Origin of the sequence: Mycobacterium spongiae (assembly GCF_018278905.1) — a bacterium.
GTDB classification, from domain to species: Bacteria; Actinomycetota; Actinomycetes; order Mycobacteriales; family Mycobacteriaceae; genus Mycobacterium; species Mycobacterium spongiae.
The window spans coordinates 611,701-630,277 of record NZ_CP046600.1; the positions used below are offsets into that span (position 1 = coordinate 611,701).

At 64.5% G+C, this 18,577-nt stretch carries 17 protein-coding genes; 7 read left to right on the plus strand and 10 right to left on the minus strand.

All coding sequences use genetic code 11. The features are described from left to right. Positions 1 to 113: 113 nt before the first annotated feature. From F6B93_RS02385 to F6B93_RS02430, 10 genes are all read right to left on the minus strand, one after another. Complete coding sequence (locus F6B93_RS02385) at positions 114 to 683, minus strand: carboxymuconolactone decarboxylase family protein (protein ID WP_211697561.1); 570 nt, start codon at positions 681 to 683, stop codon at positions 114 to 116. Then, the gene (locus tag F6B93_RS02390; protein ID WP_211697562.1) at positions 683 to 2,392 is read right to left on the minus strand and encodes a thiamine pyrophosphate-binding protein; all 1,710 of its coding nucleotides are present in this window, start codon (positions 2,390 to 2,392) and stop codon (positions 683 to 685) included. Before F6B93_RS02390 ends, F6B93_RS02385 begins: the two co-directional genes overlap by 1 nt. A 75-nt stretch (positions 2,393 to 2,467) precedes the next feature. Further along, on the minus strand, positions 2,468 to 3,772 hold the full coding sequence (locus F6B93_RS02395) for an MFS transporter (RefSeq protein ID WP_211699228.1): 1,305 nt from the start codon (positions 3,770 to 3,772) through the stop codon (positions 2,468 to 2,470). Positions 3,773 to 3,907: 135 nt separating this feature from the next. Beyond that, on the minus strand, positions 3,908 to 5,773 hold the full coding sequence (locus F6B93_RS02400; protein WP_211697563.1) for an Hsp70 family protein: 1,866 nt from the start codon (positions 5,771 to 5,773) through the stop codon (positions 3,908 to 3,910). Positions 5,774 to 5,819: 46 nt separating this feature from the next. After that, positions 5,820 to 6,341: a hypothetical protein gene (locus F6B93_RS02405; RefSeq protein ID WP_211697564.1), complete on the minus strand. Its 522-nt coding sequence runs from the start codon at positions 6,339 to 6,341 to the stop codon at positions 5,820 to 5,822. A 36-nt stretch (positions 6,342 to 6,377) separates the two neighbouring features. Next, positions 6,378 to 6,953 carry a hypothetical protein gene (locus F6B93_RS02410; protein ID WP_211697565.1) on the minus strand — a complete coding sequence of 192 codons (576 nt, stop codon included), beginning with the start codon at positions 6,951 to 6,953 and terminating at the stop codon, positions 6,378 to 6,380. A gap of 115 nt (positions 6,954 to 7,068) precedes the next feature. Then, entirely contained in the window at positions 7,069 to 7,782 is a 714-nt protein-coding gene (locus F6B93_RS02415) for an oxygen-binding di-iron domain-containing protein (RefSeq protein ID WP_211699229.1), read from the minus strand. A gap of 65 nt (positions 7,783 to 7,847) precedes the next feature. Then, the gene (locus F6B93_RS02420; protein ID WP_211697566.1) at positions 7,848 to 9,314 is read right to left on the minus strand and encodes an amino acid permease; all 1,467 of its coding nucleotides are present in this window, start codon (positions 9,312 to 9,314) and stop codon (positions 7,848 to 7,850) included. Positions 9,315 to 10,018: 704 nt separating this feature from the next. After that, positions 10,019 to 10,456, minus strand: a complete 438-nt coding sequence (locus tag F6B93_RS02425) for a lipocalin-like domain-containing protein (protein ID WP_211697567.1) — start codon at positions 10,454 to 10,456, stop codon at positions 10,019 to 10,021. Further along, the gene (locus tag F6B93_RS02430) at positions 10,456 to 11,148 is read right to left on the minus strand and encodes a TetR/AcrR family transcriptional regulator (RefSeq protein WP_343232717.1); all 693 of its coding nucleotides are present in this window, start codon (positions 11,146 to 11,148) and stop codon (positions 10,456 to 10,458) included. Before F6B93_RS02430 ends, F6B93_RS02425 begins: the two co-directional genes overlap by 1 nt. 390 nt (positions 11,149 to 11,538) lie before the next feature. On the opposite strand from F6B93_RS02430, the gene F6B93_RS02435 reads away from it, so the two are divergent. The 7 genes from F6B93_RS02435 (at position 11,539) to F6B93_RS02465 (ending at position 18,549) form a co-directional block, all read left to right on the plus strand. Continuing rightward, positions 11,539 to 12,966 (plus strand): aldehyde dehydrogenase family protein, encoded by a 1,428-nt coding sequence (locus tag F6B93_RS02435; protein ID WP_211697569.1) that lies wholly within the window; start codon positions 11,539 to 11,541, stop codon positions 12,964 to 12,966. Positions 12,967 to 13,000: 34 nt separating this feature from the next. Further along, positions 13,001 to 14,218, plus strand: a complete 1,218-nt coding sequence (locus F6B93_RS02440; protein ID WP_211697570.1) for an NADH:flavin oxidoreductase/NADH oxidase family protein — start codon at positions 13,001 to 13,003, stop codon at positions 14,216 to 14,218. Positions 14,219 to 14,228: 10 nt separating this feature from the next. Beyond that, complete coding sequence (locus F6B93_RS02445) at positions 14,229 to 14,705, plus strand: hypothetical protein (protein WP_211697571.1); 477 nt, start codon at positions 14,229 to 14,231, stop codon at positions 14,703 to 14,705. Between the two features lie 10 nt (positions 14,706 to 14,715). After that, a complete protein-coding gene (locus F6B93_RS02450; protein WP_211697572.1) occupies positions 14,716 to 15,105 on the plus strand; it encodes a 4-oxalocrotonate tautomerase in 390 nt (129 codons plus the stop codon). A gap of 381 nt (positions 15,106 to 15,486) precedes the next feature. Next, positions 15,487 to 16,380: a lysophospholipid acyltransferase family protein gene (locus tag F6B93_RS02455; protein ID WP_211697573.1), complete on the plus strand. Its 894-nt coding sequence runs from the start codon at positions 15,487 to 15,489 to the stop codon at positions 16,378 to 16,380. A 7-nt stretch (positions 16,381 to 16,387) separates the two neighbouring features. Then, positions 16,388 to 16,909: a WS/DGAT domain-containing protein gene (locus tag F6B93_RS02460; RefSeq protein ID WP_211697574.1), complete on the plus strand. Its 522-nt coding sequence runs from the start codon at positions 16,388 to 16,390 to the stop codon at positions 16,907 to 16,909. 5 nt (positions 16,910 to 16,914) lie between these two features. Further along, on the plus strand, positions 16,915 to 18,549 hold the full coding sequence (locus tag F6B93_RS02465; RefSeq protein WP_211697575.1) for a GMC family oxidoreductase: 1,635 nt from the start codon (positions 16,915 to 16,917) through the stop codon (positions 18,547 to 18,549). Positions 18,550 to 18,577: the final 28 nt, after the last annotated feature.

The window sequence follows — 18,577 nt, forward strand, 5'->3', positions numbered from 1 at the left end:
TGGCCGTCGCGTTCCACCTTCAACTGCGGTTCGTCTACCACGGAAGCTCCTTTGCTGCTCGATCGGGTCGCTCGCGGGAGCCGGTGACTCCAGCGGCCGCATTGTTGTGCTGCTCAGCGCAGCGGATCGGGCGGTGTCGGTAGGCCGTCCTCGATGGGGATGTCGAACGCGAACACCATGTAGCTCATCGTCGCGTACAGCCCGCACAACACGACGAGCTCGACCACCCCGGCGAGGCCGTGGGCGGCCACAATTCGATCTTGGGTCTCCTGAGGTATCGACCTGTTTGCGGTCACCGCATCAACCGCCGCTAGCACCGCCCGGGACGCGTCGGGGAGGGCCGCGGGGATCTCGCCGGCGGTGAGCTCGGCGATCGTATCGGCCGAGATGCCGGCCAAAGCGGCGGGACGCTGATGATGGCTCCACTCGTAGCCGGAGCCCAGACGGGTTGCGTAGCGCAGGATTACCAGCTCGCGAACATCGTCCGGGAGCGTGCCGTGGAAGCGCAGGTGTTCGCCGAGAGCGCCGACTTTGCCGGCCACAGCCGGATTGTTGAACATCCGCACGTACACCTCGCCGAGTTGCGGACGGCCCTCGGCGTGGGCGCGCACCGAGGCCATCCGGTCGAAGATGGCCCGGTCATCACCGGTGAGCTGGTCTGTGGGATCCGGTAGCGCCGCCATCAATCGTTGTCCTCCCACTCGCGCTGACGTTGACGCCAGGGTCCGACCGGAGTCGGGTGGGTCTTGTCGATGACGAGATCCAGGAGATAGGGGCCGTCCGTGGCCAGCGCGCGGGACACCGCAGCGGCGATCTCGGTCGGTTCCTCCACCCGCTCGCCGTCCGCGCCCACCGAGCGAGCGAACCCCACCCAGTCCATTCCGGCGATATCGGTGAGTCGCTCCGGTCCCGGGCCCATCGCATGAGCCCGGTAGTAGATGTTGCCGTACGACGAGTTGTTCATGACCGCGACGACGATCGGGATCCCTTCGCGGGCGGCCGTGTGCAATTCCATGCCGTGCATCAACATGCAACCGTCACCGGTGGCTACCAGCAGAGGCTGTTGTGGCCGGGCCAGCTGGACGCCGATACCGAGCGGGATGGCACCACCCATGGGGCCCAGATTGGTCAATGAGTAGTGCGTCCCCGGCTGCCGGACATCCCAGTACTCGGCAAACCAGGCACGGTGGGCACCGGAGTCGACGCACAGGACCCCATCGTCGGGGAACGCCGCACGCAGCTCGCTGACCGCGCGGGCGGGATGCATTGGGACGGCGTCGCTGGTGGTGTCCTCAGCCCTCAGATGGCGCGGCCCGCGCCCGCGAACGGTATCGAGAAATGCGCGGCGAGCTGCGCGGCCCGAGTCGAGTGCCTGCGCGTCGACGAACTCGAGAAGCCAAGCCAGCGCCGTCGCCGGGTTGGCGACGACGGCGTGCTCCGACGGCCAGGTCCGACCGATCCGCAGCGGGTCGGGGTCGATGTGGGCCATCCTCTTCGACGGCAGCATTGCCGGGTCCCACTGCAGGGTGTCCCGCTGGGACAGCCCCGAACCGACGACGATCAAGACGTCGACGTCGTCGGAGCGGATGGCGTCGATCGCCCATCGCGAACCGCCGTACCCGAAGACCCCGAGCGCGAGCGGATGATCTTCTTCGATCAACCCCTTGCCGGACAGCGTGGTGGCAACGGGGATATCGAATCGCTCGACGAACGCCCGCAGCTGGGCGGTGCCATCCGCATGGAGCACTCCGGGGCCGGCGAGGACCACGATCCGCTGGTGGTCCGGCTCGGCAAGCGCCGCGGCCAGGTTCGCCAACGCTCGCTCGTCCACGATCGCCGGTGACACGAGATCACGACCGATCCGATGCCACGTCGCGTCGATATCGGCGCGTTGCACGTCGACCGGCACCGAGATATGGGTTGGCACGCGCTGGGTCAGGGCGTGTGTCATCGCGTGGCGAAGATGATGCGGTACGACCGCAGGCGAGGATAGCGACACCGACAACCCGGTCACCGCGCGCAGCGCGGAGATGTCGTCGATCCCGGCCCCCGACGCATCCTGGAACCCGCCCATGCCCTCCCACGACCGTGCCACCTCGCCGCTGATCGCGAGAACCGGTGTCCGGTCGGTCATCGCGGCGGTAAGAGGGGTGACCATGTTGAGCACCCCCGGACCGCCGATACCCATGCACACGCCCAGACCGCCGCCGGCTCGGGCGTATCCGTCGGCCATGTAGGCGGCGCCGCCTTCGAACGCGGCGACGATCGGCCGCACGCCCGAGGTGCCGGTCAGCGCGGGCATGAATGCATCGTTGAGCCCACCAAGGTCAAGAAAAATGTGGCCGACACCTTGCTCGCCCAGCGAACTGATCAGGTAATCCGCGACCTTCATGCGGATCTCCTTCCGTCGTGAAGGTGGGCCGCATGCCATGTTTCCATAGCCCGGAAGCCAATGGCCGTGCGCCGTCTAGGCGCTCACCCGGCTGGTTAGCGATGTTCCCCTGGTTTCGGGAAGTCGGTAGGTACTGACCAGGCTGATCAGCACCAGAATGGCCATCATGAAGCCGATGGTCCAGCTGCCGTAGTGGTTACGCAGTGGGTCAGCCACCATCGGTGGGATCGCGCCGCCGATGATGCCGGCAAGGTTGAGTGCCAGCCCGGCGCCGGTATAGCGATGCCGGGTGTGGAACAACTCGGGTACGAACGCCGCCATGGGAGCGAACGCCAGCGCCACGATGGCGTAGATACCGAGAATGGCCACCGTAAACAGGATGGGACTGCCGGTGTCGATCAACGCAATGGCCGCGAACGACCACGGCACACCCAATGCCCAGCCGGACAGGATGACAGGGCGGCGGCCCCATCGGTCGCACGCGCTGGCTGAACACATGGCGACGGCGATCCAGACCACGCCGCCCAGCATCCCGGCGAACAAGATCGCGTTCTGCGAGAGCCCACGGTCGTGATGGGCGTACGTCGTCAGGTAAGTGCTGGCCATGAAGACAAATGTGAACGCCCCAACCATGCTGCCGGCAGCGAGCGCAACGTTGCGCGGCTGGCGTCGGAAGACCCCGGCGATCGGCGCGCGTGACGGCGTGGTGGTTGCCAATTGGGTCTTGAACACCGGGGTTTCGTCGATGGTGAGTCGTACATACAACGCGATCGCGATCAGTAGTGTGCTCAGGAGAAACGGAACGCGCCATGCCCACTGGATGAAGGTGGCACTGGTGTCGCCGATGGTCAGTTTGACCCCGAGAAAAGTCAGGCTGGTCAGGACCAACGCAATACCGACGCCGAGCGATGTGAACATCCCGTACCACCCGCGCTTGGCCGTCGGCGCATATTCTGCGGCCAACAGTGCAGAACCCGCCCACTCACCGCCAACGGCAAATCCCTGCGCCAGCCGCAGGGCAACCACGATCAACGGTGCGGCCACACCGATCGTCGCCGCGCCTGGGGTCAGCCCCACGGCCACGGTGGACAAACCCATAATCAGCAACGTTGCGATCAATGTCACTTTGCGCCCAAGGCGGTCACCGAAATGCCCGAAGAAGGCCGCACCCAGTGGCCGGGAGAAGAAGGCCGCGGCAAACGTTCCCATTGACGCGACGGTGGCCGTGGCGGGGCTCATATTGGGGAAGAAGACGGTGGGAAACACCAAAGCCGCGGCGGTGCCATAGATGTAGAAGTCGTAGAACTCGATCGCCGTACCTACTGTGGAGGCAACCGCAACGCGACGGAGATCCCGCCGCCCAGGTTCCGGTAAAGTCACTTCCGCCTCGCCGCCGCGCCGGTCGGCTCTGGCTACCTGGGACCCGTTGGCAAGCACCGCATGATGCTACCAAATTCCAAACAAAACAGAATGGTCTGGAATGGACTCGGGTGCGGCCGAGAGCACCGAGGCACGCTACTGCCCGGACGCCGCTGAGGTAGGTGTGATGGGCGCCGCGGTTGTCGTTGGCTGTGTGGTCGTCGGTGGCGCGGTGGTGGTTGCCTGCGAGGACGTGGTTGGTGGGGCCGTGGTGGTCGACGGAGCGGTTGTGGTGGTCGGTGGGGCCGTGGTGGTCGACGCAGCGGTGGTGGTCGTTGTAGCTGTCGTTGTCCCTGTCGTTGTGGTTGTGGTGACAGGCTGGCTGGTCGTTGTGATCGCGGAGGGCGGCGTGGCGGTGGGGGATGGCGTGATCACCGTGACGGTCGGGAGATGGTCCTGCCCGGTCACGGTCACCGTCTCCGGAGACGGCGGCGGCACGGGTTCGGGCGAGCTCGTATTGACCGGTGTGCTGTTGTCTGTGCCCAGGGTCAGTGCCAATACCGCGGCGATCAGGATGGCAACACCAGCGGCGGCCAGGCCGAATATCACGGCTGCGCGCTGATACCACGGCAGCTGCTCAGGTTCGGCGCCGGATCGGTCCCGATCCGCCTGGCCGTATGCCGGTGCGTAGTCGGTTGTGGTTGCGTCTCGCGTGTATTCGCCCGTGGCATCGGGGCCGGTGTAGGGGACCGGTTCGTTGCCGGTGGCGGTGTCCTCGGACCAGGCGAGGGCGCGGTAGGTCGCCGATGCGTCATTGTCGGAGGCCGATTCGTTGGCGGCTGCGCTCGCGGCCCGGTTTGCCCACGCCGTCGGCGAAACCTCAGTCGCAGAGCCGATGCCGCCGACGATGTTGGTGGGCGCGTCCACGGCCGAGCCCGCACCGGTCGGGGCGCTCGCGGCCGATTGCTCCTGGCCGATCAGTGCGGCGCCGATAGCGGCGGTGAACATGGGTTCCGCCACGGTGAGGACGGGCACATGCAGGCGCTCAGACAGTCGAGTCTCGATGAGAGGGATGCTGGCGCCGCCGCCGACAGTCGCCACTGCTGCCACGGTGGCCGGCGGAATACCGTTGCGCTGCAACATGTCTTCGACAGCCGTGGCGAAGTGGTCCAGTGGATCCGAGATCAGTTGCTCGAATTCGCCGCGGGATAGCCGGACATCGTTGCCAGAACTTGGCAGTCCTGCCGCCCCGACCGGGCTCGTCGCGATGGTCGCCATCGTGGCGGTTGAGAGTTGTTCCTTGGCGCGTCGGCAGTGGCCAAGCAGGCGGGTCAATGACCCCATCCGTGTCGCGGTGCCCGAAGTATCGGTGGCATCGGCATCGGGAACGGTGGTGAGAACGTGGTTGACGATGAGCTGATCGATGTCGTCGCCGGAGAACTCGCGATAGCGGACGGTGGGACCGATCGTTTGCAGATCATCCGCGGCTCTCGACGGGGGGTGTGCCAGAGTGACGCTGGTGCCGCCGGCGCCAAAGTCGCACAGTACGACGACGCCGGCGGCGGGCAATCCAGCCCTGGTGCGCACCGCCGAAAGCGCGGCAGCGGCGTCGGAGATCAATCCTGGCGATACCCCGTCGGGCGACAGGCCCGGCTGCGCAATCAACGCCTCTCGCAGCGCCGCTACCTGGTGCTCGGACCAATACGCCGGGGTCGCGACCATGATCGGCGCGCCGTAGCCAACGGCGCGTGCCATTGCATCTAGCGCCTGGACCGTCAGCGCTTCGCCGTGGTACTTCGTCCCGTCGGCCGCGACCAGCGGAGCATGGTCGCCGACCCGCTCCACGAATCCCCGCAGCACCAGGTTGGGTTCAGCCGGGCTCGGATTCTGTTCGGGCAGACCGACTTCAGCCGCGCGCCGGTCGAACAGCCGCAACACCGATGCCCGGGCTACCGGGTCGCGACCCACTCGGGCTGCGACCAGGTTGGCCACTCCGATCGACAACCCGAGCGACTCGGTCATCTCCCACACCCCCCGTGTCCGTTGTCGTTGCTGTTAGGCGCTGCCGCTAGGGAATGTTGGGCAACGTGATAACCGTCGGCACTTGCGGGATTGTGATTTCCGTCGGCAGTTCCGGCAGGTTCGGCAGCTCGGTCGGCAGGCGGGGGATTCTGGGTGCGGGTCGCGTTGGCTGCTGAGCCGGCGGCTGAGCTCCTGGCGCGGTGGTCGGCGCAACGGTGGTGGTCGCGGTCGGTGGCGTGGTGGTTGTGATCGAGGGGGTCGTGGTGGTCGTGGTGGTCGTGGTGGTAGTGGTGGCTGGCTCCTTGCCGGTTCCCTGGTCGCCACCGACCAGCTCGATGATGCCGTAGCTAATAAGCGCGATCAGGATCAAGACGAGCAGTGCCCAGGCGATGACCATTGCGGGCCGGCGATACCAAGGGCTGGGCTCGGCATCCGGGTCGTAGAGGTCGGGTGGCTCGACATAATCCGGCGGTGGGGGCGGCGTCGATCGCTGGTATTCGCCGGTGCCGACGTCGGCGTGCTGGCCGTGTTGGTTGTTGACGTCATCTGGTGGGCCGTACCGTGCCACGGCACCGATGGTACTGGGGTAGCTGTGCGAGCTATCTCAGTACGTGTCGACCTTCTCGATGCTGACAAACATGCCATGGCCGGTGCCGTTGTTCGTGAAGCGAGTGCCGTCGACGGTGGCGTCGATGGTCCAGCCCACGGCGTCATAGGTCGCGTAGTCGATGGTCACGGTCGGGATTGCGCCGAGATTGCCCAACACCCATTGCACGGAGCCGCTGGCGGTGATGTGGACACCGTTGGCGTGCTCGCCATCCTGCATGGGGGAGTCGGTGAACGGCGCTTCGCACCCGACGCTTTCCTCGTTGATCTGGCAGCGCGTCTGGCCGGATTTCGTTTCGATGAAGACATACCCTCTCTCGTCGGGCGGCAGAGGGATGGCGCCGCCCGGCACGGTGGGGCTGGTCGGTGCCGTCGGTTGCGCCGGGGAGGTGGTGGCTGGGGGCGAGATGCTCGGCCGCGGCGTGGGGAACGCCGGCTCGGCGGGTCCTGCCCCTGGTGCCGCGACCGGTCTGCCGGCGATGGTTTCGCTGCAGCCGGACACCGCAACAGTGACCGCCAGCAAGCCCGCCAGGAGGCCGCGAGCCGTCGCCGGCCCTGTTCGCTGCGGAGACATATTGAAATCAGCCTACGCACCGAGTGACGCAAGTGACCGCAGTGACGCGCCTCGATGCCCGGGATTGGTCGTCATTCGGCGACCGAGTTTCCCGCGGTGACTTCCGCGCTCTGTGCTAGTCGGCCATCGCGGCGTATCCGTCGGATAGGCGACGCAACTGCGCGGCGCCGTCGCCGGCGAACGAAGCACCGTGCATCAGCGCCAAAGTGGTTGGCTGTAGCTGCGCCAGCCGCTCGAGGGTAGGCGCGAGATTCGTGGTCAGCCCAGTGGCGTGAAAAAGCGACTCGGCCTCCAGCGCGGGCGCGACACAGTCGGATTCGGTCACTGGCTGGCATTGCCCGGTATGCGCGAGGAGGTCGCCCGCCAGCAGCGTCGACGTTGCCTCGTCGAACCACAGCCCGCTTTCCCAGTTGTGTGGAACATGAGGCGTGGCAATGAACCGCAGCCGGTGGCCGCCGATGTCGTGTGCGTCGTCTTGCGGTGCGACAACTGGTGAGCGGTCGCACATGTCATTCAGCGACAGCATGCACGCCAATGGACCGTGGATAACTTGCGCGTTCGGAGCGGCGTCGAGCAGCAGGTTAACCGCCCCGCACTCGTCGGCCTCGACATGGGCAAAGGAGATCCAACGCAGCCGCTTCAGGGGGATGACTTTGCCGATCGCCGCGGACACGAGCGGAAAGAGTTGCCGCATCCCGCAGTGGAACAAGAAAGGCTCCTCGCCCGTCAACAGGAATTGGTTGAAGGTGAAGCCCTTTTCGGTGATCCCCGGCACCCAGGTGGATATCCGAAAAACGTTAGGCGCGACCTCGTCGAGTTTGGTCTCCAGCCCCGGATTCATAGCCCTATCGTGCACCCTTCGGGTGGACAACAGCTCAAACCCGGGGAATCAACTCAGCGGGGCGGCTCGACCGGCTGTGTGGCAGCGGCATCCGCGGTGCCGGCAATGTTGTTTTCAGCAGCTAACCGCACCCGCTGGCGGACCATGTACCAGCCGAAGACCAGGGCGGGGATGCCGACGATCATCGCGGCGAGCATCCAGCGGCCATATGCGTCGTCGACGAGCATCAGTATCAGCACGCCCGCGAGGAAGGCCAGGGTGAGATAGCCGCTGTACGGCGACATCGGCATTCGGAAGTGCGGCCGCTCCAGCTCGCCAGCTTTGGCCAACTGATGGAACTTGAGCTGGCATGCCACGATAGTGCCCCAGGCCACGATGACGCCGGTGGCAGCGATGTGGAGCACGATTTCGAAGGCCTGGCTCGGTTTGACGGCGTTGAGCACGATGCCGAAGAGGCCGATCGTTGCCGTCAGCAGGATTCCGCCATAGGGCACGCCGCTTTTCGTCATCGGCGCGGCGAACTTGGGGCCGCTGCCGCTAATCGCCATCGACCGAAGGATCCGCCCGGTGGAGTACAGGCCGGCATTCAGGCTGGAGAGCGCGGCGGTGAGCACCACCATGTTCATCAGGCTCCCGCTACCGCCGAAGCCGACCTTGGTGAAGAACGTCACGAACGGGCTCTCGTGCTCGTGGTAGGCGGTGTAAGGCAGCAGCAGGGCGAGCAGGACCGTCGACCCGACGTAGAAGACCGCGATACGGAACACCACTGAGTTGATTGCGCGCGGCATGATCTTTTCCGGTTCAGCAGTTTCCCCGGCCGCGATGCCGACCAGTTCGACAGCGGCATAGGCGAACACCACCCCCGAGGTGACGAGCACCAACGGCAGCAGACCGGTCGGCATGAGGCCCCCGTGGGTACTCCAGAGCGAGAACCCGGTCGCCTGGCCGTCCACCTGGAAACGTCCGGCCAGAAAGACCGTTCCGACGATAATGAACGTCACCAGGGCCAACACCTTGACCAACGACGCCCAGAACTCCAACTCACCGAACAGCTTGACCGAGATCAGGTTCATCGACAGCACCACCACCAGGGCGATCAATGCCAGGGTCCATTGCGGGATGACCTGCACCTGCCTCCAATAGTGGCAGTAGTGCGCGATTGCGGTGGTGTCCACGATTGTGGTCATTGCCCAGTTCAGGAAGTACATCCAGCCCGCGACGAAAGCCACCTTCTCCCCGAAGAATTCGCGGGCGTAGGACACGAACGACCCGGAGCACGGCCGGTGCAGAACCAGCTCGCCGAGCGCGCGCAGGACCAGGAAGACGAAGATGCCGCAGACTGCGAAGACGAGGCACAGCGCCGGCCCTGCTGAGGCAAGCCGACCGCCGGCGCCGAGGAAAAGTCCGGTACCGATCGCGCCGCCGATCGCGATCATCTGAATCTGCCGATTCGAGAGGGACTTGTGATAGCCCGCATCCTCGCGGGTGAGGATCTCGGGGTCGCTGGCTAGCGGTGGCATTTAACTCCTGCGAACTCCTGCGAACTCCTGCCGTCGTGGCCTCCTGGAACGCCGCGACGCGGGCACATCCGACGAACGGACTGGGTGTCAGGCTATCGCACGATCACGTGACGGGAGTCACGCGAGCCGTTCGGATCAGACCGCGACTCACTACCGGCAACGGCGATTCTTGCAGTTGGATCGCGCTGTCGGCGGTGCCTGGCAGAACTGGCTGGGTGGCCCCGAGTGTAGGAAGTCACGGAATCTGTCAAAACCTGGCGGCGCCGGCCTCAGTGTCTTCAGTAACGTGTCGCTAGGAGCGAGTCACGACGTTGTCGGATTCCTCAGTACCGGGGAGCAAATCTGTGACATCTACCGGTTGTCGCGGCAGAAGAAGATGGGAAACCACACAGCGCGGCTAGATCTTGTGGCGATCGGCTTGACTGTGGCCCCGCGAGTTGGCGCACGATAAGCGAGAGCGTTCATTGGTGGGAACAGGTGGCAGCGCAACGGCCTTGGTGCCGGGTAACTCAACGATGAATGGCGCCAGTGGCGGTTGTGTCGTGCTTTGCTGGCTGATGGCGGGCCGTCACCAGAAGCTGTTGACGTTTATGCAATCGTCGAAGTTCGGGGATTCAGCCAACAGCGACAACCAGACGCGGGCTATCTGCACCGGCCAGCCAGCGCGATGTGCGCAGGGGTATGTCGGGGTTCTCGCTCGAGGTTCAGGATGCGACCGCGCTCTCGCGGACCCATGCCAGGACACCCACAAGCACTGCGTCTCCGGTCAGTGGGGTGGTGCTGGGGTCGCTGATGATGTCGAGCGTGTCGTCGTGCAGGGCGAAGTTGCGGGCTTGGTCGGTGCCGACCCAAGGGTGGTACCACGCGACGTCGACGGTAGTGATGAATCGGTTGGGCGGCTCCAGGCGGTAGTGCCCTGAGTAGGCGACCATCTGTCGAAGCGCGTGCGCCTCTGTACCGTCTGGGCTTGGCGGTTGCTGTCCGTCGGGGGTGAGTAGCGCGGTCATGCGTCCCTGGGGAAGGAGGATAAGGACACCCACGGGGTGGGCGCCGAAGGGGTAGATGCGGTCTCCGGTGTCCACGTTCTTCAAGTAGTAGCTGGTTAGGCGCCAGACGCCGCAGATGTCGGGCATGTCGGTCATCAGTCGGTTGCTCTTTCCGGGAGAAGGCCAGTCCCGGTTGTTTCGGCTGTCTTGTATTCGAATAGCTGGACGACGTTGGCAGCCATCCAACGCCGAAACGCGCTGAGCCCTTCTTGTCCAGACGGCAGTTTGAGAGCTTGACAGAAGACCTCGCCTCCTACTGCTTCGCCCATCCACAAGATGGACAGGAACAGGACGAAGAGCCGCACGTCCTCGTCACTTTGAGTGTCAACTCGGCTTCCGAACGATGCCCGCTGCCAGCCGGTTGCGACGCGCACCAGCGGCTCGAAGTCCGGTATGTCGACGTCGTTGACGCGCCCACCGAGGATGAGCCAGGCGAATAGACGCCCGATGCCTTCCTGCTGCACGACGTCGAACACTTTCGCCAGTGCTTCCGCGCGCTGGTCGGGGGCCGCCGCCAGCGATTCTCCGAACGCGCGTGCGGCCCGCTCGACGCCACGCTCGAGCGCGGTAGAAGTGAACGCCTCTATGAGGCCCTCGCGAGAGCCGAAGTGGTGCAAGACGGTGCTGTGATGCATCCCAGCTTGCTCAGCGACGTCAACGAGGCGTAGGCCATCGGGCCCGTCCTTATGAAGGCATGCTTCCGTGGCCCTCAAGATCTCTTCGCGAGCTGCCTCAGTAGTGCGCCTAAGCCGTTTGGCCATGGGTCTCTCCTTGTCGTGGTCTGGCATGCCTGCTGAGTGACCGCGCGAGCCACGGACGCCTTTCGCCGGAGCCTACACACACCATTGTGCACTATATACACATTTGTGTGGATAGTTAGGCCCAAGTGCATGGGACAAGCACGCAACGGTATGCAGAATCTGAAAGTCCTGCGCCTGCGGGCCCGAGGGCTTAGATACTGCGTTGCAAGCTACTTACTGATCTATAAAGTGATGTACCACAACAACATTAGTAGATACGCCGGTCAGGGAGGGGTGAACTCCGGCTGCCCTTCTTGTGCGGGGCGAGGGCTCCTTGTTGACTCAGAAGGTCTGATGCTGCTATAAACAATGGTGTTAGTAAGACTCGGAAGACTTGCTCAGCTCCACTCGAGGAACCCCGACCCCAAGGACTGCACGATGGATTCACAAACTCGCGACACGCCTGCTGCGATCCCGGTCGCGGACGCGGCTGCGCCCGACTCGGTCGTGCGCAGGATTGAGGTCGCGACCGCGCGTTTTCGGCAGGGGCGTACGCGGTCGCTGGAGTGGCGCCGGGATCAGTTGGACAGGCTTGCCGAGTTCGTGTCCAAGGAAGAGCACCGCATCCAGGATGCTGTGCGACAAGACTTGGGCCGGCCTGAGTTCGAAACCTACTTGGCGGAGCTGTGGCCGCTACTGCTCGAGATCAGGGATGCCCGCAAGCACCTGAAGTCGTGGGCTGCGCCGCGGCGGGTGCCCACACCGCTTGAGCTGCAACCTGGCTCGGGTGTTGTTCAGCCCGAGCCGCTCGGAGTCGCGCTGATCATCGGACCGTGGAACCTGCCGGTGAATCTGGTGCTGGCGCCGCTGGTGGCCGCGATCGCCGCGGGCAATTGCGCGGTGCTCAAGCCCTCCGAGCTCTCCCCAACGGTTTCTGCTCTGCTCGCTGAGCGGCTCCCGCGCTATCTCGATCCGGAGTGTTTCCCGGTGGTACAGGGCGGCGTTGCCGAGACCACGGTGCTGCTCAAGCAGCGGTTCGACCACATCTTCTACACCGGCGGCGCACCGGTGGGGCGCCTCGTCATGGCCGCAGCTGCGCTCCATCTCACGCCTACGACGCTCGAGCTCGGCGGCAAGAGCCCGGTCATCGTCGATGACAGCGCCAAGCTGCAGCTCGCCGCCAAGCGCATCGTGTGGGGCAGTTTCATGAACGCCGGTCAGCTCTGCGTGGCCCCCGACTACATCCTCGTCTCCGAACACAAGCGTGACGCGCTGGTCGCCGAGCTCAAGTCGGCGATCGAGGAGTACTTCGGCCCAGACCCGCAAGCGAGTCCCTACTTCGGGCGGATCATCAACGAACGACACTTCGATCGGCTCAGCAAGCTGATCGCTGAGGACAAAGTCGCCCACGGCGGAGACACCGATCGCAGCGACAAGTACATCGCGCCGACCTTGCTGACCGGGGTGACCGAGGACGACGCGGTGATGCAGGAAGAGGTATTCGGGCCCGTCTTACCGATCATCACGGTGCGCGATACCGATGACGCGATCAGGTTCGTCAACAGCCGCGAGAAGCCCCTGGCTCTCTATGTGTTCGCCGAGGATCGCCAGGTGCAGGATCGGGTGATCGCGCAGACCACCGCCGGCGGGGTCACGATCAACCACACCGTGCTGCACATCGCCCACGGTGGCATGCCGTTTGGCGGGGTGGGCGCGAGCGGTATGGGTGCCTATCACGGCAAGTGGGGCTTTGACACCTTCTCGCACCTCAAGCCGGTGCTCAAGAAGGCCACGTGGATCGACCCGCCGATCACGTCCGCGCCCTATAGCGGCTGGAAACGCCGCGCGCTGGGCCTATTCACCTAAGAAATTTCACCTGAGAAACAGAGGAAACCATCGCATGTCGTCACTACAAAAGCCACTCGCGTTGCGGTCCGGATCCGTTCTCCCCAATCGAATCTCCAAGGCCGCGATGAGCGAAGTACTCGCCACCCCGGACGGTCGAGTCACCCCGGCCCACCTGCAGCTCTACGATACCTGGGGCGCCAGCCAGGCGGGCTTGCTGATTACCGGAAACGTGATGGTGGACGGCCGCCACATAAACGAGCCACTCGTTGTCGACGGACTGCACCCGGACAATTTCACGGCGCTGAAGAAATGGGCGCTGCTCGGCCCGAAGCACGGCGTGCACATCTGGCCGCAGTTGAGCCACCCCGGCAAGCAGTCACCCAAGATCGTCAACGACGTTCCGCTCGCACCATCGGCGGTCCCGATCGACAATCCGATGTTCCAGCCGCCGCGCGAGCTCACCGAAGACGAGATCTGGGACATCGTGGACCGGTTCGCGCAAGCAGCGCACCGGTGCGAGAAGGCCGGCTTCAGCGGCGTCCAACTTCATGGCGCCCACGGCTACTTGCTCAGCCAGTTCTTCTCACCCCATCACAACCGGCGCACCGACAAGTGGGGCGGCTCCTTCGACAACCGGATGCGCTTCGTGTCGGAGGTTTACCAAGAGATCCGCAATCGAACCGGCGCCGACTTCAATGTGGCCATCAAGATCAACTCCTCTGACTTTCAGAAGGGCGGTTTCACCCAAGAAGACTCGCTGCGGGTGGCCCAAGCGCTCGACGCCATGGGTATCGATCTGATCGAGATCTCCGGCGGCAGCTGGGAGAACCCGGTCAATCGTCGCGGCACCAAAGAGAGCACGCGACGCCGCGAAGCCTATTTCCTCGACTACGCCGAAAAGGTGAAGAGCCTCATCGACGTCCCGCTGATGGTCACCGGTGGCTTCCGCACCAAAGCCGCGATGGAGTCCGCCATCGACAGCGGCGCGGTCGACATCATCGGCCTCGCTAGGGCTTTCGCGGTCGATCCGTATGTCGCCCGCAATGTCTTCAACGACAACGAGTACACCTCTTCGGTACAGCCCATCACCACCGGGATCAAGAAGGTCGACCAGATGGCGGTAATGGAGATCAGCTGGTACACCATGCAAATCCACCACATCAGCCAAGGCAAAGCACCCCACCAGAAGGCGCACGGGGCGTTCTCACTGCCGCAGGTGCTCTTCAATTTCTGGAAGAACGGCCGAGCCGTCAAACGCGTTCGAGCATGAAGGAGAAGTCATGAGCCGCAAACAGAGATTCCTTGTGGTGTGTTCTGCACACGCGCGGGGGGAATCGCTGAAGAACACCAAGATTCTCGAGGGTGATTTGCAACGGATCTATCGCCAGCACTTTGGGTCGGACACGTCGATCACGTTGATCTGGAATGTAATTCCGGAGGGGCAAGCCTTCATCGCCGGCGCACCGTCCACGGCGACGACCGTCCTAACTCCCGTTCCAGACCACGCTGGTCAGGATCTGCGCGAGAGGTTCATGCGTGACATCTGCACCTCATGGCAAGGCCGAACGGGCTGCTCGATCAACGAAATCATTGTCACGGCAATGAATGTCACCGAGGCAAAGCGCTACGCTCAGATGTCGCGGCGCCGCTTCGATCCACGAAAAGGCAAAAGCTTGGCGGTCAAGGTCGGCGTCGGAATGCTCCACTCTCGCGCCACCAAAGGCTACCTGTCCAACACCCTGAACATGCCGAGTTAGGACTAATACCATGCCGCTTTACACCGTTTCCACCCGTCGTCCGCTGCCTCTCGATGTGCGCGAAAGCGTCGCGATGATGATCACCGACGTGCACTGTGAACACACGGGCGCACCCCGCACGTTCGTGAATGTCTATTACTCACACAACGTGCCGCTGCGCCCGGGTATCGAGCTGGATGTCTTCGGCTCAGTACGAGGCGGACGCACGCTACAAACCAACGACAACGTCGAGGACGACATGGTCGACCAATTGGCGAAACTCACCGGCATCGCGCCGTCGCGGATCGACTTCTCGATCTTCCCGGTGCCGGCAAGTTGGATCATGGAGGGAGGTGTTGTGCTGCCCGAACCCGGTGAAGAAGACTCCTGGCTCAAAGAACACGGCCACGCCGCCAAATAGCCCCGCCCGAACCATGCGCCCCTGAGCTGCGCACCGTCGCCACCAGGGAACTACCGATCCGCGGACCCGGATTTCCATCAGCGTGCCGAGTCTCATCGGCGTGCCCAACTGCTTACGAATCGTCTTGCCAGAAAGGTCGCTCAACCATGAGGACAACCCTTTTCAGTCTTGTCACACTCATTGTCTATTTGTTCACGATATTGCTTCCGGTCATCATCCCGGCCGTGCTCACGGCTTACGACGCGATCGCGGACCGTTCACGGTCGAGATCAGCCCGAGCTCTTTCCGCACAGCCGAATCTGTAGGGCCCTCAACCCGCCGGGCGGCCCCCGGCAAACGTGAATTGCTTTTCAGTCCAAAACAACTCGTAAGGCGAACCCCATGACCTCGACACCGCCCGGCGCACCGGTGCGCAAACCTCCACCCCAGCGAGGTCTGCTGCGGAAGCTCATCGCAGATCGGATCAGCGATGCCAAACCGCAGGCCGCTCCAAACGAAACCTTCATGCGCTACGTACAGAATCCCGTCTGGAACTTCCTGTGCGATCATTATTTTCGGTTGGAGATCGACGGATGGCACCGGATCCCCGACGAACCGTCGCTGCTGATCGGTGTGCACTCGGGCGGGTCACTGACGATGGACGCCTGGACGCTTGTGCATTCGTGGTATCGCCGGTTTGGCGGGGGCCGGATCCTGCACGGCACCGCCCACGACGTCCTGATGGCCGCGCAGGTGCTCGGTGACTACTTCAAAGCCGTCGGGGTGATCCCGGCCTCGCGCCACGGGGTGACCACCGCCCTGGCCACCGGCCACGACGTGGTGGTCTGGCCGGGCGGCGTTGACGACTCGATGCGCGCCTGGCGCAACCGCGACAAGGCGGTGCTGGGTGGTCGCAAAGGGTTTGTCCGCCAAGCCATTCGCTCCGGGGTACCGATCGTGCCAGTCGCAACAGTCGGCGGGCACGACACCGTCTTCGTGCTGTCCGAAGGTCGGGCGCTCGCACGTTTGAGTGGGCTGGGCGACCGCTTGCGCGGCGCGACGATGCCGATCATTTCCGGGTTCCCGTTCCCGCTGGCAGTCGAGGTCCTGCCCGCACACCTACCGCTGCCAGCCAAGATCCGCACCGAATTCCTGGATCCGGTTCGGGTCGACACCGACCCCGCGCGCGCCGACGACACCGACTACCTCGACACGATCTATCGCCAGATCGAGGGCTCAATCCAAGACAGCATGGATCGGTTGGCCCGACGTCGCAGCTTCCCGGTGTTCGGGTGAGGTAGCGATGCGCCAGCTCACCAGCCTCGATGCGCAGTTCCTCGCAGTCGAAGAAGACGGCCGCGCTCACGCCCACATCGGCGCGCTGAGCATCTATGACCCCTCGACTGCGTCCGGGGGCGCATTGACGCTGCAGGCGGTGCGCGATCTGATCGCGAAGAGGATCGAGCGGCTGGGTCAACGTGCGGTGTTCGATCCGCCGGCGCCGCCGGCCAACGTCGTGATCTCCAACGTGCCGGGTTCACCCGAACCGCTGTATCTGGCCGGCGCGCAGCTACTCGCTCAGTACCCGGTCTCCATGATCGTCCACGGCGCCGGACTCAACATCACCGTCTCGAGCTACCGCGACTCCCTGGACATCGGCGTGCTCACCGACCGGGATCTCATCGACGATGCCTGGCCCGTGCTCGCCCACATCAAGGCCGAGCTGGCCAAGCTGTGCACCCTCATCCCGACTCGCGGACGGCGTAGGCGCAAACCCGGAAAACCCTCCGCCACCGCACGAACACGCAATACGGAACAGAGGTGACCGACATGGGTGGCAGCGTGAGTGACACCACCCCGGGTGGACGTGTGGTGGCCGGACTCGACTACGACTGGCTGGTCATCGGCTCGGGCTTCGGCGGCAGCGTCGCGGCGTTGCGACTGGCCCAGAAGGGCTACCGGGTCGGGCTTGTCGAGCGTGGACGCCGATTCGCTGACGAGGACTTCGCCAAGTCCACCTGGCAGCTTTCCCGCTATTACTGGGTGCCCAAGCTCGGCCTCAAGGGCATCCTGTCGATGACGTTATTCCGCGACATCTTCGTCGGTTCAGGCAGTGGTGTGGGCGGCGGTTCGCTGGGCTACGCCAACACCCTGTATCGGGCGCGGTCCGCCTTCTACGGTGACGCGCAATGGGACGGGCTCGCCGACTGGGAGACCGAGCTGACCGAGCACTACGACACCGCGGAGCGGATGCTCGGTGTCACCGAATACGACGAGGACACCCCCGCGGGTGAATTGCTGCGCCAATATGCCACCGCCAACGGCTTCGGCGATACCTATTCTCGTACCCGGGTGGGCGTGTTTCTGGGCACCCCCGGAGTCACGGTTCAAGACCCCTACTTCGACGGTGCGGGCCCCGAACGCACAGGCTGCATGCGCTGCGGATCCTGTTTGGTGGGCTGCCGCCACGGCGCCAAGAACACTCTGGTCAAGAACTACCTGTACTTCGCCGAACGGCACGGCGTCGAGATCGTGCCCGAACGGCAAGTCGTCGACATCCGGCCGCTCGGCGCCGCCGACGGATCCGACGGGTACGCGGTAAGCCATGTGCGCTCCGGGGGACTGGTGCGCACCGATCGCCGCACTATCACCGCCGGCGGTGTGGTGGTCGCGGCCGGAGCGCTCGGAACCAACCGGCTGCTGTTCCGCAGCAAACTAGCCGGCTCGCTGCCGCGAATCTCGGATCGCCTCGGCTATCTGGTGCGCACCAACAGCGAGTCGATCCTCGCGGTGACCGCCAGTGACGACGCCGTGGATTTCAACCGCGGTGTCGCCATCACTGCCAGCATCTACCCGGACCCCGACACCCATATCGAGCCGCTGACCTACGGTAGCGGCGCGGACTCGCAATCGCTGCTGTTCACGCTGCTCACCGAGGCGGGCACCCGACGCACCCAGCCGCTGCACCTGGTGCTCAACCTCGCGCGTCGCCCACGAACCGCACTGCGTACGCTGCGCGTCCGCAACTGGTCACGGCGCACGCTGATTCTGCTGGTGATGCAGACCCTCGACAACGCGATACGGCTGCGCGTGAAGCGCCGACTTCCCGGTGGCAGCGTCGTCTTGACCACCGAACAAGACGCCGACAGCCCCAACCCCGACAAAGTCCCGGCGGCCTACCGCGCCGCGGAGTGGATCAGTGAACGGCTCGGCGGCACACCGCAGGCCGTGTTCACTGAGGCCATGTTCTCGATCCCGACCACTGCCCACATCCTCGGCGGCGCGGTGATCGGCCGCGACGAGCGCCACGGTGTGATCGACGCATCCCAGCAGGTATTCGGCTACCGCAACCTCCTGGTGTGCGACGGCGCCGCCGTGCCGGCCAACGTCGGCGTCAACCCTAGCCTGACGATCACCGCCATGGCCGAACGCGCACTGAGCCACATCCCACCCGCCAGCTCCTAACACCGCAGCCGATCAATCCAGGAAGCAG